Source organism: Ulvibacterium sp., from assembly GCF_965248315.1.
In the GTDB taxonomy this organism is placed as follows: domain Bacteria; phylum Bacteroidota; class Bacteroidia; order Flavobacteriales; family Flavobacteriaceae; genus Ulvibacterium.
Genome location: NZ_CBDFIX010000002.1, coordinates 889,384 through 904,186 on the forward strand (window position 1 = coordinate 889,384; position 14,803 = coordinate 904,186).

General features: G+C 41.2%; 16 protein-coding genes. 15 read left to right on the forward strand and 1 reads right to left on the reverse strand.

The window, feature by feature from the left end:
• Positions 1-4: 4 nt before the first annotated feature.
• The gene (locus ACP2AF_RS05280) at positions 5-397 is read right to left on the reverse strand and encodes a hypothetical protein (RefSeq protein WP_425235194.1); all 393 of its coding nucleotides are present in this window, start codon (positions 395-397) and stop codon (positions 5-7) included.
• Between the two features lie 124 nt (positions 398-521).
• Here ACP2AF_RS05280 and ACP2AF_RS05285 point away from each other — a divergent pair, with 124 nt between their 5' ends.
• From ACP2AF_RS05285 to ACP2AF_RS05355, 15 genes are all read left to right on the forward strand, one after another.
• Positions 522-1,535, forward strand: a complete 1,014-nt coding sequence (locus ACP2AF_RS05285; RefSeq protein WP_425235195.1) for a GlxA family transcriptional regulator — start codon at positions 522-524, stop codon at positions 1,533-1,535.
• 368 nt (positions 1,536-1,903) lie between these two features.
• Positions 1,904-4,459 (forward strand): hypothetical protein, encoded by a 2,556-nt coding sequence (locus ACP2AF_RS05290; protein ID WP_425235196.1) that lies wholly within the window; start codon positions 1,904-1,906, stop codon positions 4,457-4,459.
• Between the two features lie 6 nt (positions 4,460-4,465).
• Positions 4,466-4,960: a bactofilin family protein gene (locus ACP2AF_RS05295; RefSeq protein ID WP_425235197.1), complete on the forward strand. Its 495-nt coding sequence runs from the start codon at positions 4,466-4,468 to the stop codon at positions 4,958-4,960.
• A 28-nt stretch (positions 4,961-4,988) separates the two neighbouring features.
• Complete coding sequence (locus ACP2AF_RS05300) at positions 4,989-5,168, forward strand: AtpZ/AtpI family protein (RefSeq protein ID WP_425235198.1); 180 nt, start codon at positions 4,989-4,991, stop codon at positions 5,166-5,168.
• A gap of 2 nt (positions 5,169-5,170) precedes the next feature.
• Positions 5,171-5,563 (forward strand): DUF6168 family protein, encoded by a 393-nt coding sequence (locus ACP2AF_RS05305; RefSeq protein WP_425235199.1) that lies wholly within the window; start codon positions 5,171-5,173, stop codon positions 5,561-5,563.
• Between the two features lie 107 nt (positions 5,564-5,670).
• Positions 5,671-6,807, forward strand: a complete 1,137-nt coding sequence (atpB, locus tag ACP2AF_RS05310) for a F0F1 ATP synthase subunit A (RefSeq protein ID WP_425235200.1) — start codon at positions 5,671-5,673, stop codon at positions 6,805-6,807.
• A 72-nt stretch (positions 6,808-6,879) separates the two neighbouring features.
• A complete protein-coding gene (gene atpE, locus ACP2AF_RS05315; protein WP_299533765.1) occupies positions 6,880-7,071 on the forward strand; it encodes an ATP synthase F0 subunit C in 192 nt (63 codons plus the stop codon).
• Between the two features lie 78 nt (positions 7,072-7,149).
• Positions 7,150-7,650 (forward strand): F0F1 ATP synthase subunit B, encoded by a 501-nt coding sequence (locus ACP2AF_RS05320; protein ID WP_425235201.1) that lies wholly within the window; start codon positions 7,150-7,152, stop codon positions 7,648-7,650.
• A gap of 6 nt (positions 7,651-7,656) precedes the next feature.
• Positions 7,657-8,196 (forward strand): ATP synthase F1 subunit delta, encoded by a 540-nt coding sequence (gene atpH / locus ACP2AF_RS05325; RefSeq protein WP_425235202.1) that lies wholly within the window; start codon positions 7,657-7,659, stop codon positions 8,194-8,196.
• A gap of 61 nt (positions 8,197-8,257) precedes the next feature.
• Complete coding sequence (gene atpA, locus ACP2AF_RS05330; RefSeq protein ID WP_425235203.1) at positions 8,258-9,838, forward strand: F0F1 ATP synthase subunit alpha; 1,581 nt, start codon at positions 8,258-8,260, stop codon at positions 9,836-9,838.
• Between the two features lie 86 nt (positions 9,839-9,924).
• On the forward strand, positions 9,925-10,785 hold the full coding sequence (atpG, locus tag ACP2AF_RS05335; protein ID WP_425235204.1) for an ATP synthase F1 subunit gamma: 861 nt from the start codon (positions 9,925-9,927) through the stop codon (positions 10,783-10,785).
• A gap of 518 nt (positions 10,786-11,303) precedes the next feature.
• Positions 11,304-11,798, forward strand: coding sequence for a hypothetical protein (locus ACP2AF_RS05340; protein ID WP_425235205.1), 495 nt, complete (start codon positions 11,304-11,306; stop codon positions 11,796-11,798).
• Between the two features lie 82 nt (positions 11,799-11,880).
• Positions 11,881-13,341, forward strand: a complete 1,461-nt coding sequence (locus ACP2AF_RS05345; RefSeq protein WP_425235206.1) for a lipopolysaccharide biosynthesis protein — start codon at positions 11,881-11,883, stop codon at positions 13,339-13,341.
• The gene (dut, locus tag ACP2AF_RS05350) at positions 13,338-13,772 is read left to right on the forward strand and encodes a dUTP diphosphatase (RefSeq protein ID WP_425235207.1); all 435 of its coding nucleotides are present in this window, start codon (positions 13,338-13,340) and stop codon (positions 13,770-13,772) included. Before ACP2AF_RS05345 ends, dut begins: the two co-directional genes overlap by 4 nt.
• 96 nt (positions 13,773-13,868) lie before the next feature.
• Positions 13,869-14,801: a tetratricopeptide repeat protein gene (locus ACP2AF_RS05355; protein ID WP_425235208.1), complete on the forward strand. Its 933-nt coding sequence runs from the start codon at positions 13,869-13,871 to the stop codon at positions 14,799-14,801.
• The last annotated feature ends 2 nt before the right edge of the window (positions 14,802-14,803 follow it).

Here is a 14,803-nt window from a genome sequence, read left to right on the forward strand (position 1 = left end):
AATATCAACTTTTTTCTTCCATTAGCCGTAGGGCTATCTCAGTAAAACCCTCCCACTTCTGATTTTCACTAAAACCTACCTCATACCAACCTGTTAAAGGTTTCTTGGTTTTAAAAGGGCTGAATTCCTGAATTTGGACATCTAGATGATGAATGGGATAATCCTTTCCGAACTTGAACACCATTTTATTTTTTCTCGATAAGAAGGCGAACACCTTTTTCTTATAGTGAATTGCTGGGGAGCTCATCATTTTACCTTCGGTCACATCTGTGTATGTGGCACAGAAACGATTTCTAATTTCCTCGAATTTTTCCAACTCCATAGGAATCAAAGCTACAAAAGCAATGATTATACGGATGAGGTAAAATCCGCCACTTTTAAGGGTTGTTTGTGCCAAGCAGGATCATTACATTTATAGAATTGGAATCGGTAAAAACAAAATGAACTTGGATAAGGATTTGATACGACCTAAATTTTAACACGGAATTACCGAACTAGGGGAAATCGCTAAAAAATAACATATGAAACACGTAAGTATTTTGGTCCCAAAGGGCAATGCTATTTTGAGTAATGTAATAGGAACGTTTAAGGTGTTGTTGGCCACCAACCAGTTTTTGAAACAGACCGGCGCCCGGGAAGATGATTTTTTTGAAGTGCATTTGGTAGGTCTCGAAAAAGACTTGTCGCTCTACCATGGATTGTTCAGTATCCATTGCGATAGTACAATAGATGATATTAAAAAGACAGATTTGATTTTAATCCCCGCGTTAAGACCGGACAAGTTGAATGAAGACTTGGATCAAAATCAAGACTTTGTGCCGTGGATATTGGAACAGCGCAACAAACACCGGGCTGAGGTGGCCAGCATGTGTATGGGTGCTTTTGTATTGGCCCGGACCGGATTGGTGGATGGCAAACAATGTGCAACCCATTGGGCGGGAATGGATCTGTTTAAAAAGATGTATCCCCAAGTAAATTTGGTCTCAAATAAAGTAGTAACCGATGAAGATGGGATTTATACGAGCGGAGGGGCATTTTCTTTTTTGAACCTGATGTTGCACTTGATTGAAAAGTACTGTGGCCGGGGGCCGGCAATCTACATCTCCAAATTTTTCGAAATCGATTTTGACAGGGAAAATCAAAATCAGTTTGCGATATTCCAAGCCCAGAAAGACCATGAGGATGAAGCCATACGGCAAGCCCAAAAATATATTGAAGGTAATGTGGCGGAGAAAATCTCGGTTGAAAATTTGGCAAAAAAACATGCTATTAGTAGACGTAATTTTGTACGTCGATTTAAAAAAGCCACACAGAACACCCCTTTGGAGTATATTCAACGCGTTAAGATAGAGTGGGCAAAACGGAGTTTTGAATCTACCCAAAATAACGTAAACGAGGTTATGTACCAAGTGGGATATACCGATCAAAAGGCCTTTCGGACTATTTTCAAAAAGTATGTGGGACTTTCCCCAGTGGCGTATAAGAATAAATACAATAGAAACTTCTCTGATTTCCGTAGTCCTACGGCGTGGTAAGGGACATATTGAGCAATCGAATCTTGAAATCTTTTGTAGAAGACATTTTTTTTAAAAACAGACCACCTGGTTCATTCTAAATTTGGTCTTGATATTGACAATGTGGTTTCCCCCGATGTTCTACTGTAAATTACCTATAAACAATTCATATAGGCATCCTGCACCGGGCAACTCCGTAATGGTATGGACCGTATAGTCTGTTATGACTCACCTGTTTTCCTTCATGTAAGGGAATATCCTTTATTTTTTTGATTAATACTGAGGATTTACCAATCTGGGCCAGCCCCTTTCTTTTTTACTTTTTATCGACCAACTACATAATAATCCCGTTGTTTTTAAGTTAACCTTATGTAAGTACAATCGGAATTTTGAAACTTCATTATAAGCTTATTCTTTTTACACTGCTGGGGGGCATGGTTTTTAGCGCTTGCTCTACCAAAAAAGATGCATTTATCAATCGTAATTGGCATGCACTCAATACAAAATACAATGTGCTGTACAATGGCAATATTGCATTCGAACAAGGTAGGGAAGAGCTAAATGCAAGTTATAAGGACGACTATTGGGAAATTCTTCCCATTGAACGTTTGGAAGTTACCGATGAAATAAAACTGGATTCCGAGGACAACAATCCCAACTTCATCATAGCCGAGGACAAGGCAACCAAGGCAATCCAGAAACACAGTATGGACATTAAGGATGAGGAGCGCAATCCACAAACGGACGAAGCTTTTCTCTTATTGGGCAAAGCCCGTTATTTTGATCAGCGATATATTCCGGCCTTGGAGGCATTCAACTATGTGATACGAAAGTATACTTACAGCGATAAGCTGAACGAAGCCCATATTTGGCGGGAAAAAGTCAATATTCGCCTAGAAAACGAGGAGCTGGCCATAAAGAACCTAAAACGTTTAATGAAACTGGAGGAGCTTAAGGACCAGGACTATGCCGATGCAAGAGCAATGATGGCCCAGGCCTATATTAATCTTAATGCACCGGATACGGCCATACAACAACTAAAGATAGCATCCTACTATACCAAAAAGAACCCTGAAAAGGGACGCTATTACTACATTATTGGACAGTTATACAATCAATTAGGCCATAAGGATAGTGCCAACTACGCTTTTGACAAGGTCATAGAATTGAATAGAAAGTCGCCAAGGGTCTATATGATCAATGCTGAAATCCAGAAAATCCGAAATATAGAAATCAATCCGGAAAACGAGGAAGAGCTCTTAGAGTACCTAACAGATTTGGAAGAGAATAGGGAAAACAGACCATTTCTAGACAAGATTTATAGACAGGTTGCCGAGTTTCATTTGGATCGGGGTTCTGATAGCCTTGCCCTGTTGTACTTCAACAAATCGCTTCGTGCCACACAAAACGAACCAAAGTTGAATGCGCTCAACTACGAAAACCTGGCGGAATATAATTTTGATGGCAACAATTATAAGGTAGCCGGGGCATATTACGATAGTGTTCTGACCAATCTGCCGGAAAACACCAAGAAGTATCGATCCGTCAAAAAGAAATTGGACAATTTGGAAGATGTCATTACCTATGAAGACATAGTACAGTATGCGGACAGTGTCATCACGCTGTATAAGATGCCCAAGGATGAACAGATAGCCTATTTTGAAAACTACATCGCCGAGATAAGAAAAGCGGAAGAGGAGGCGGCAAAAAAGGAAGAGGAACGGATAACAGCTGGTTTTGCTTCCTTTGTTAAAAGTAAGGGCGGCAAGGAAAACAAAGGAAAATTCTATTTTTATAATATAACGAGTTTAGGCTACGGCAAGAACGATTTTAACACCAAATGGGGTAACCGCCAATTAGAGGATGACTGGCGTTGGAGCAATAAAAGTAGAGCCCTGCCGTCGGAGGCTACAGGTGAACTGTTAGCTGACGGAACAGCTATTTCCGATGAACCCATTGGAGATGAAAAATACGACCTTGATTTTTATATGGAGCGGGTTCCCAAGGATGTTTTGGTTATTGATAGTCTTAGTAGTGAAAGGAACTTTGCCAATTATCAGTTGGGCCTTATTTACAAGGAAAAGTTCAAAGAGAATCTATTAGCTGCCGGAAAGTTGGAGGATGTATTAAAGTCGAATCCTGAGGAACGTTTGGTTCTTCCTTCAAAGTACAACTTGTACAAGATTTATGAAGAAGAAGGGAGCACGTTGGCGGCCGAAATGAAACAGAATATTATTCAAAACCATGGGGATTCCAGATATGCCGAGATTTTGTTGAATCCGCAAGCCATTCTGACTGGCAGTTCGGATAGCCCGGATGCCCGCTATGCCGACTTATACAAACAGTATAAGAATCAGGAATTCCTAAAAGTAATCACCGGGGCGGAAGAGAATATCAATAGATATACCGGAGACCCTATTGTGCCAAAATTTGAAATGCTCAAGGCCAATGCCATAGGCAGGCTGCAAGGATATGAACCCTTTAAGGAGGCATTGAATTATGTTGCCTTAACATACCCTAATAATCCAGAGGGTAAAAAGGCGGAACAAATGGTAGCCGAACAATTGCCCAAGTTGGAGCCTAAGGAATTTTCCCCTGAAATTGGATCTTCGGGTGCTGGAAATTGGAAGGTTGTTTTTCCGTTCAAAAGGAAAAATGACGAAGCGGCCCAAAAACTATTGGAGAAGTTAAAGAAATCGATCAAGGATTTGAAGTACAGGAACATTGTTTCCAAAGATGTATACAATCTAGAAGATCAATTTGTAGTAGTACATGGCTTTAAATCCAAGGATTTTGCCTTAGGCTATGTGGAATTGCTAAATATTAACAAGGATTACAAGGTTGATAATGAGAATTTTGTAATTTTATCTTCCAACTATAAAATCCTTCAAGTACATAAAAATGTAGAGGAATATAGAAATAAATTGTTAACCCCAAAACCATGAACAACAATGTTTTCAGACAACAAAAAACCTAGAACTATGAACGAAATCAGTGGACAGCCCAACAGAATTGAAAAAAACACCAGGATCAAAGGAGACATCGTTTCCGAAGCAGACTTTAGGATCGATGGCAAATTGGATGGAAATGTAAAAACTTCCGGAAAAGTGGTTATTGGAAAAGACGGTCTCATTAAAGGGAAAGTGGAATGTGTAAATGCGGATATTGAAGGAAGCTTCAATGGAGAACTTCTTGTTTCCGATCTACTTTCACTAAAATCCTCGGCGGTTATTGAAGGAACGGTTTCCGTTTCCAAATTGGCCGTAGAGCCCGGAGCTGCTTTTAATGCCTCTTGTAGCATGAAAGGAAAGGGCGGTTCCCTAAGTAGCATCAGTAGCCCTAGCTCCAGTAGTAGCAGTTCCAGTACAAGTAGTACAGCCTCCAGTGGCTATAAGTCCTCAGTAGGTAGTTCCAGCACCAGTAATGAGCGGGCAAAAGTTTCCTAAAAAGAAAAACACCCTAAAGAATGTAGCAATGCTTTCAGGTATTGCCTTTCAAATGGGGGCCATTATTTTTCTGGCTGCCAAAGGCGGTATCTGGTTGGATCAACATTACGAGACCGAGAAAAGAATTTTTACAGCCATATCCACAATTTTTGGCGTAGCTGTTTCAATTTGGATAGTTTTGCGACAATTAAAACGGATCGAATATTGATTATGTCCAAAACCAATCCCATAATTCAATTTCTTATAGTCCTAATAGCAGTATTGGGACTTCTTTTTTTTGTACATGTTGCCCTTCTACGCAGCTCGGGATTTCCTCCTTATGGCAATATGTTGGTATGGTCCTATCTTGTTAACGGCCTTTTGGCGGCAGCAATATTCATTTTACTTTACGTCTTTCGAAAAAAGTTAAAGAACAGCATCGGTTTTCTTTTTATGGCGGGCAGTTTCTTAAAGTTCATCGTTTTTTTTATTGTCTTCTATCCCTCGTATAAGATTGATGGTGACATGGACAAATTGGAGTTCGCCGCTTTCTTTGTGCCCTATGCGATTTGTCTAATTATGGAAACTGTTTTTACGGCCAAAATGCTTCAAAAAATGTCTTGATTTTCTTTTCTTAATACACTCCGAAATAAACGCTTAAAAGCTTTTTTCTTTTTAATGGAATACCTTACATTTGCACCGATTTTTAGAGACCGATACTTTAGAGCTTTATGCAAAAGACATACTTTGCAAATTTTCTTTTGGCCACGGCACTTTTATTGAGTGCGAACATGTTCGGAAAAGACAAGGAGCAACACTCGGACGAACCACAGAAAGACCTTAAGACCGAGATTAAGGAATATATTCAACATCACCTACTGGATTCCCATGATTTTTCTCTGTTCTCCTACACTAAGGAAAATGGGGAACATGTTTATGTAGGCCTCCCATTGCCGGTCATTTTATGGGATGATGGGCTTAAAGTATTCTCGTCCTCCAAATTTCATCATGGGGAAGAGCTTGCCGAAGCGGACGGAAACTATTATAAGCTTTACCACGGCAAAATATATAGGACCGATGCCCAGGGAACCATTAATTATGATGCGGAAGAACATCCCACCAATATAAAACCCCTGGACTTTTCCATTACCAAGAATGTGGCCATGATTTTTATCACGGGACTTTTGATGTTTTGGCTGTTTACCAGCTTGGCGAGGTCTTACGCCAAAAATGGGGGGATTCCCAAGGGAGTAGGTCGCTTCTTTGAACCTATAGTATTGTATATAAGGGATGATATTGCGAGACCCAATATTGGGGAGAAGCACTATAGAAAGTATATGCCCTTTCTATTGACCATATTCTTTTTTATATGGTTCCTGAACATTTTTGGTTTAACCCCATTAGGAATCAATGTAACCGGAAACATAGCCATAACTTTTGGATTGGCCTTGTTGACCTTCTTGATTACAAACTTTACGGGAACAAAGGACTATTGGAAACACCTATTCGACCCTTTAGGGGATACCATGCCCTGGTATGCAAAAGTACCCTTGTATATCATATTGGTGCCCATAGAATTATTGGGATTGATTATTAAACCCTTTTCGCTTTTGATTCGTTTGTATGCCAATATGCAGGCAGGCCATATTGTTTTAATGAGCTTAATCGGGCTTATGTTCCTTTTCAAAAGTTGGTTGGGGAGTCCATTATCGTTTGCCTTGGCGTTTGCCATTTCATTGATCGAGGTTCTTGTGGCATTGCTACAGGCTTATATTTTCACTATGTTGTCGGCCTTGTATTTCGGTTTTGCCTCTGAGGAACATGATCATCATGAGCATGAAGATGAGCCGGAGTTGGCCCATTTGTAAATAGTAATATGTAGCTCCCTTATAAGCGGGGGAACTTTAAATTGAATTTTTAATTTTTAAACTAGATAGATTATGGAAATTCCAATTATGGTAGGTGCAGGTTTGGTAGTTATCGGTGTTGGTCTTGGTATTGGTAGGATCGGTGGATCTGCCATGGAGGCTATTGCACGTCAGCCTGAAGCTTACGGAAAAATTCAAACGGCAATGTTGATTGCAGCAGCGCTTATTGAAGGTATTGGTTTTGCTGCATTATTTGCGGTGTAAATCTACAAATCTTGCAAAGGCCGTAACGGTTGGTTGCGGCCTAAGCTTTAAGTTTAAAAATTGCTTTAAAACAAGATTATGGAGAAATTGATAAATGAGTTTTCGCTGGGATTGTTCGTTTGGTTGACCCTACTGTTCATCCTATTGTTGTTATTGCTCCGCAAATATGCATGGAAGCCGATTTTGGACGCGGTCAACGATCGTGAAGAAGGCATAAAAAATGCATTGGCCGCTGCCGAAGAGGCCAAAAAGGAAATGCAAAATGTAACTGCGGACAGTGAAAAGCTTTTACAAGATGCCCGAAATGAACGGGAGGCCATGTTGAAAGAGGCAAGGGAAATTAAGGATAAGATGATTGCTGATTCCAAAGAGCAGGCCAAGATTGAGGGGGATAAGATGATTAAGCAGGCCCAGGCAACAATTGAAAGTGAAAAGAAAGCAGCGGTAGCCGATATCAAAAATCAAGTAGCTGAGCTATCCGTTGAAATTGCCGAGAAAGTGATTAAGGAACAACTCTCCAACAAGGACAAGCAATTGAAGATGGTTGACGATATGTTGGGCGATATTAAATTGAACTAATCCGGAATGAACGATTCTAGAGCGGCTATACGATACGCCAAGGCAATTTTGGATTTGGCAGTGGAGGATAAGGCCACGGATGCCGTGGAAAAGGATATGCGTACAATAACGCAGACCGTTTTCGAGAACAAAGAACTTAAAGACTTATTGGGTAGCCCTATTGTTAGGGGCAATGCCAAAAAGAAAGTGATATTGGCCGTTTTTAAGGGAAGTCACGCTATCACGGAAGGTTTGATCAACTTGTTGGTGGACAATAGGAGAATCGATATGCTTAATGAAGTCGCGCTTAAATACATCATCTTAAATGAGAGGCTAAAAGGTGAAGATGTAGCTTTTGTGACCACTGCGGTTCCATTGACCAAAACACTGGAAAAGAAAGTATTAAAACAGCTTGGTCAGATTACAGGAAACAAGGTAACCCTTAAGAATACAGTTGATGATAGCATAATTGGAGGGTTTGTCCTTCGCGTAGGCGATTTGCAATACGATGCCAGTATCGCCAATAAATTGAACAATATTAAACGAGAATTTACGAATAGTCTATAAAACGAAGTTAAGGCAACGGATATGCTAACGTCTTTTGTCTTACCTCTTACATCTAAAAAAAATGGCAGGAGTAAAAGCCGCTGAAGTATCGGCGATATTAAAGAAGCAATTATCAGGATTTGAAGCTACCGCTACCTTGGACGAAGTGGGTACTGTACTACAGGTAGGGGACGGTATAGCCCGTGTATATGGGCTTTCCAATGCTCAGTATGGAGAATTGGTTGAATTTGAAGGTGGATTGGAAGGCATCGTTTTGAACCTGGAAGAAGACAACGTTGGGGTGGTATTATTAGGTCCCTCAAAGGAAATCAAGGAAGGTGCGACAGTAAAACGTACCCAGCGTATCGCCTCCATTAATGTGGGAGAAGGCATTGTTGGTCGGGTTGTGGATACCTTGGGATTACCTATTGATGGTAAAGGCGCTATTTCCGGCGAGCTCTATGAAATGCCTTTGGAAAGAAAAGCACCTGGGGTTATTTTCCGACAACCGGTTAACGAACCTCTTCAAACTGGGGTCAAGGCGGTTGACGCCATGATACCTATCGGAAGAGGACAGAGGGAGCTTGTAATTGGCGACCGTCAAACTGGTAAAACCACAGTTTGTATAGATACGATTATTAACCAGAAAGAGTTCTATGACGCCGGTGAACCTGTGTATTGTATCTACGTGGCCATAGGGCAGAAGGCATCAACGGTTGCGGCTATAGCGAAAACTTTGGAGGATAAAGGCGCTTTGGCCTATACGACCATTGTAGCCGCCAATGCCTCCGACCCGGCACCCATGCAGGTGTATGCACCTTTTGCGGGAGCAGCTATCGGTGAGTATTTTAGGGATACCGGCCGTCCCGCATTGATTATATATGATGACCTTTCCAAGCAGGCCGTAGCATATCGGGAAGTTTCCCTATTGTTGAGAAGGCCACCAGGACGTGAGGCCTACCCTGGGGATGTATTCTATTTGCATTCCAGATTGTTGGAACGTGCCGCCAAGGTCATCAATGATGATGCGATCGCACAAAACATGAATGATTTACCGGAACCTCTGAAGCCAATGGTAAAGGGGGGAGGCTCCTTAACGGCATTGCCGATAATAGAAACACAGGCAGGAGATGTATCCGCATACATCCCTACCAATGTAATTTCCATTACGGATGGACAGATATTTTTGGAACAAGACCTTTTTAACCAAGGAGTTCGGCCAGCAATTAACGTGGGTATTTCTGTTTCCCGTGTTGGAGGTTCGGCGCAGATAAAATCCATGAAAAAAGTAGCTGGAACCTTGAAATTAGATCAGGCGCAATTCCGCGAATTGGAAGCTTTTGCCAAATTTGGATCTGATTTGGATGCCGCTACCTTAAACGTAATCGAAAAAGGGCGTAGAAACGTTGAAATATTGAAACAGGCCCAGAACGATCCATTTACTGTCGAGGATCAGGTAGCGATTATCTATATAGGTTCCAAGAATTTGTTGCGTGACGTACCCGTTGAAAAGGTAAAAGAGTTTGAAAGGGATTACCTGGAACTTCTAAACGCAAAGCACCGCGATGTTCTGGATACCCTTAAGGCAGGTAAATTAACCGATGAGGTAACGGATACGTTAACGACCTTGGCCAAAGATTTGTCCGGAAAATATAGAAGTTAGTGAAGTAGAAGTGTGGAGTGCCCGTACGGACTGTAGTGGTAATACTAAATCCGATAATCTAGTACTCCGAACCCATAACTTAAATAATGGCGAACTTAAAGGAAATACGCAGTAGAATAGCGACGGTATCTTCAACCATGCAAATTACCAGTGCCATGAAAATGGTATCGGCGGCCAAGTTGAAGAAAGCACAGGATGCTATTACCCAAATGCGACCTTATGCGGATAAGCTTACGGAGCTTTTGCAAAGTTTGAGTGCAAGCTTGGATGCTGATGCCGGGGGAAAGTTCTCGGATAATAGGGAGGTCCAAAAAATATTGGTGGTAGCCATTACCTCCAATCGTGGACTCTGTGGCGCTTTTAATTCCAATATTATCAAGCAGTGCGTTTCCTTATTGCATGGCATGTATGAGGACAAGCAGGTAGATTTCATGGCCATTGGAAAGAAGGGCAATGATATCTTGGGAAAAAAGTTCAATGTAATAGCCAACCATAGTGAGGTTTATGATACATTGACTTTTGACAGCGTAACCCTTATCGCGGAAGAACTCATGGAGCACTTTACCAGCGGTTCTTATGATAGGGTTGAATTGGTCTATAATAAATTCAAGAATGCTGCCACTCAGATCGTAATGACGGAGCAGTTTTTACCTATTGTCCCTGCCGAGGAGGACGAGACATCCGTTACAGATTACATTTTTGAGCCTTCCAAGGAGGAAATCGTGGAAGAGCTGATTCCTAAATCCTTGAAAACGCAATTATACAAAGCGGTTCGGGATTCCTTTGCTAGTGAACACGGTGCGCGTATGACGGCTATGCATAAGGCCACGGATAATGCTACCGAATTACGTGACCAATTAAAACTTACTTACAATAAGGCCAGACAGGCGGCAATTACCAACGAAATTTTAGAAATTGTTGGTGGTGCGGAAGCACTCAACAATTAGGCGAAGCGTTAGCGGAGCCAAATTCCCTCTGTGCGGAAGCACCCGACAATTAGGCGAAGCGTTAGCGGAGCCAAATTCCCTCTGTGCGGAAGCACCCGACAATTAGGCGAAGCGTTAGCGGAGCCAAATTCCCTCTGTGCGGAAGCACCCGACAATTAGGCGAAGCGTTAGCGGAGCCAAATTCCCTCTGTGCGGAAGCACCCGACAATTAGGCGAAGCGTTAGCGGAGCCAAATTCCCTCTGTGCGGAATCACCCGACAATTAGGCGCAGCGATAGCGGAGCCAAATGCATCAGTGCGGAAGCACTCAATAATTAGGCGCAGCGATAGCGGAGCCAAATGCATCAGTGCGGAAGCACCCGACAATTAGGCGCAGCGAGTTATATTTTCTACGTATAAAGAACTCAAAAAAATAGGAAACCCTATATTTGTGAGGTTTCCCTTTTTTGTAACCTTTTTTATGGTATGTCCGTATGTTGATTGTTAAAATTAATATATAGGTCGATTGCCAATGTACCTATGAAACGTCCAATCTATGGTTTGATTACGGTTGTATTTATTCTATTTGGATGTGCCTCCAAAAAGGAGTTAAAGACTGAATTGCCCTTTCGATTGGGGCAGGTTTACGCCCAGAGATGGATTATAGAAGAGAATCCAGAGGAAATAGGGTATGATGTAATAATACCCATTCGAAGTTTAAATACAAGAAGAGCTACCCTGCAAAAGCTGTATCACCGAGGTAAAGCAATCAATGTGAAAATTGAGCTTCGGAAAATTGGTGCGGTAGCCATAGCTGAGTACCCCATACATAAAACAGCTACAAGTATAGGAGATAGCCCACCTAACGGCAATGAAGGTATTTTTGACGAATCCTTGTTACCTTTTAAAATATCGAGGACACAAGCCGCTTTGACATATCTTGAGGACGGTGAAATCAAGTATTTTAAAATCGAGAGTATTAGGCAGAATCCAATTATGTCCTACTCATCGCTATCCTTGCGAAATTTCGAGTGATTGGGTAAATATGGTCATAAAAAAGCTGGGCCTTTTATACAAGAAGGGAAATAGGTACTTTTGAATTTCAATCATCGATTCCTTGAATCCACTTAAAAGACTATTTAAGCAAACTGCAATCTATGGCTTGGCCACTGTATTGCCAAGAATGCTTTCCTTTCTGCTATTGCCTCTTTATACTGCACTTTTGAATACTGCAGGTTACGGCGAGGTTTCTGTTATTTTCGCATGGTTCGCCATATTCAATGTATTGTTGGCCTACGGCATGGAAACGGCCTTTTTCCGGTTCTATAGTCAAGAGGAAGATAAGAACAAGGTTATCTCCACATCTTTGCTTTCCATCTTGGGAACCACAGGCTTTTTTGTTCTTGCCGCATTGCTTTTTCAGGAGAGCATGGCTCAAATTACTGGGATAAAGGTCAAATATATTCGCTATGCCATTTTTATTCTTGCTTTGGACGCCTTGGTCATTATTCCATTTGCATGGCTTAGGGCTAACGAGAGGCCAACGAGATATGCTGTTATAAAAATTTTGAACGTATCCCTAAACTTTGGATTGAATATCTTCTTTCTTCTGTTACTACCCAAAATTGTCCAGGGCAATCCTGAAAGTCTACTTAGCGGATTGTACCGGGAAAATTTCGAGATTTCATATATATTCATATCCAATCTTGTGGCGAGCGGCATAACGCTTATATTAATGTCCCATCTCTATTTGCAACAGCCTTTCTTTTTTGATAAGGCGCTATGGCACAAGATGATACGGTACTCCCTGCCCATCATGATCGCTGGAGTGGCATTTACCATCAATGAAGTCTTTGATCGTATTCTTTTAGAATGGCTGTTACCGGAGGATATAGCTAAAAGCGAAGTGGGAAAGTATTCTGCATGCTACAAATTAGCTCTTTTTATGACCTTGTTCGCCACCGCTTTTCGTATGGGAATAGAACCTTTCTTTTTTAATCATTTTAAAACCGAAAACCCTCAAAAGGCGTATGCGCAGGTAACCAATTATTTTGTGGTTTTAGGAAGTATTATTTTATTGTCCGTAGTGGTTTTTGCGGATGTGTTAAAAGTTATTTTCGTTCGTAATGAGGCCTATTGGGAAGCCATGTCCATTGTACCCCTTATTGTCCTGGCCAGTTTTTTTCTGGGAATTTATCACAATTTGTCCGTGTGGTATAAGGTAACTGATAAAACAAAGATTGGGGCCTACATATCATTAATAGGTGCCTTGCTCACCATTGTAATTAATATGGCGTTTATTCCTCGTTTTGGATATGTGGCATCTGCGGTGGCGACCTTGGTAGCCTATGGTTCTATGATGATGATGTCTTTCTTTTTTGGACGTATGTACTATCCGATCCCCTATAACTTCAGAAAAATTATATTCTATCTAGGACTGTCTATCCTGTTTTCCGCATTGTCTTTTTATGTTTTCAATAGAAACCTGTTGTTGGGATCAATTTTACTCATATTGTTCTTAGGCTTGATTTACAAGATGGAAAATGATAAATTAAAACAGATATTTTTTAAAAAATGAAGATTAAGATTATTAACAAATCGGTTCACCCAATGCCCCACTATGAAACAAAAGCATCGGCGGGAATGGATTTAAGGGCCAATATTTCAGAACCAAAAACGTTACAACCTTTAGAGAGGGCCATTATACCCACAGGGCTTTTTATAGAACTTCCCCTAGGGGTTGAGGCACAGGTTCGTCCCAGAAGCGGATTGGCCGCAAAAAAGGGGATAACCGTATTAAATGCCCCGGGAACAATTGATGCCGATTACAGGGGAGAAATTGGCGTGATTCTTGTAAATATTTCCGATGTTCCTTTTACTGTCGAAAATGGGGAACGAATCGCACAAATGGTTGTTGCCAAACATGAACGAGCGGATTGGATCAAGGTTGCGGAATTATCTGAAACCGTTCGTGGGGCCGGGGGCTTTGGAAGTACAGGAACTAAGTGAGAGCCCAATTGAACAAGTTGAGAATGTAACCATACCGAAATGCAGAACATAGCATCGTTTTTACTTCCTGTATACGCCAAACGAGAAGTTTGATATATGAAATATGTATTGTCCATAACTATGATTTTTACGGGGCTTCTTTTGATGCCAGTTCTAATCTATGCACAAGAAAAACCCATAGAAGTTGAAGAAAGTGCTGAAGTATTCTTAGAGGAATACTCTGATGCTTTCCAGGAGAGGTTTTTTGAAGCCTTAAAGCAGAAAAGTATCGAGAATTATGACAAGGCCATAAACCTTTTCTTGGAGTGTAGACAAATGAATACCGATGGTCACGTGATAGATCATGAACTTGCCAAGGTATACTTAGCTGACAAACAATATACTTTGGCCGAGGAATATGGGATAGATGCGCTGAACGCAAAACCTGAAAATCTTTGGTATTTGGATACTTTGGTAAATATTATCCTGAAGCAGGGAAGCTCAATAAAAAGCATAAAACCGAATATTCCCTATGCCAACAACCAATTAAGGGAAAACCTGGCTCTAATCTATTTCAAGCAAAAAAACTTCGAAAGCGCGTTGGAGGTATTGGATGAAATCCAAGTGTCGGCATTTTCAGAAGAACTGCGCTCTAAACTTAAAGACTCGATCGAAAAGCAAAAGTCGTATAAAGCCAAAACACCTCTAGCAACTGCAAACATGGTTATTTCGGATCCGTTACTGGACTATAAAACTAAGATAGAGGCCCTTATTCAGGCCAATGACTTGTTGCCTCTAGAGGAGATGGCAAATGAGGCTTTGGAAAGCTATCCGTTACAACCTTATTTTTATTATGCCTTGGCCCATGCCTTAAACAAAAAGGGAGAACATATGCGGGCAGCAGAGGAATTGGAATCCGCATTGGACTATATTTTGGATGATGTTGCGTTGGCCAATAAGTTCTATGAAGAGTTGGTTACCGCATACACCGCTTTGAACGATACTTCTAAGGCAAATATGTATCTTCGTAAGATAAAACCCGGATTTTAGCT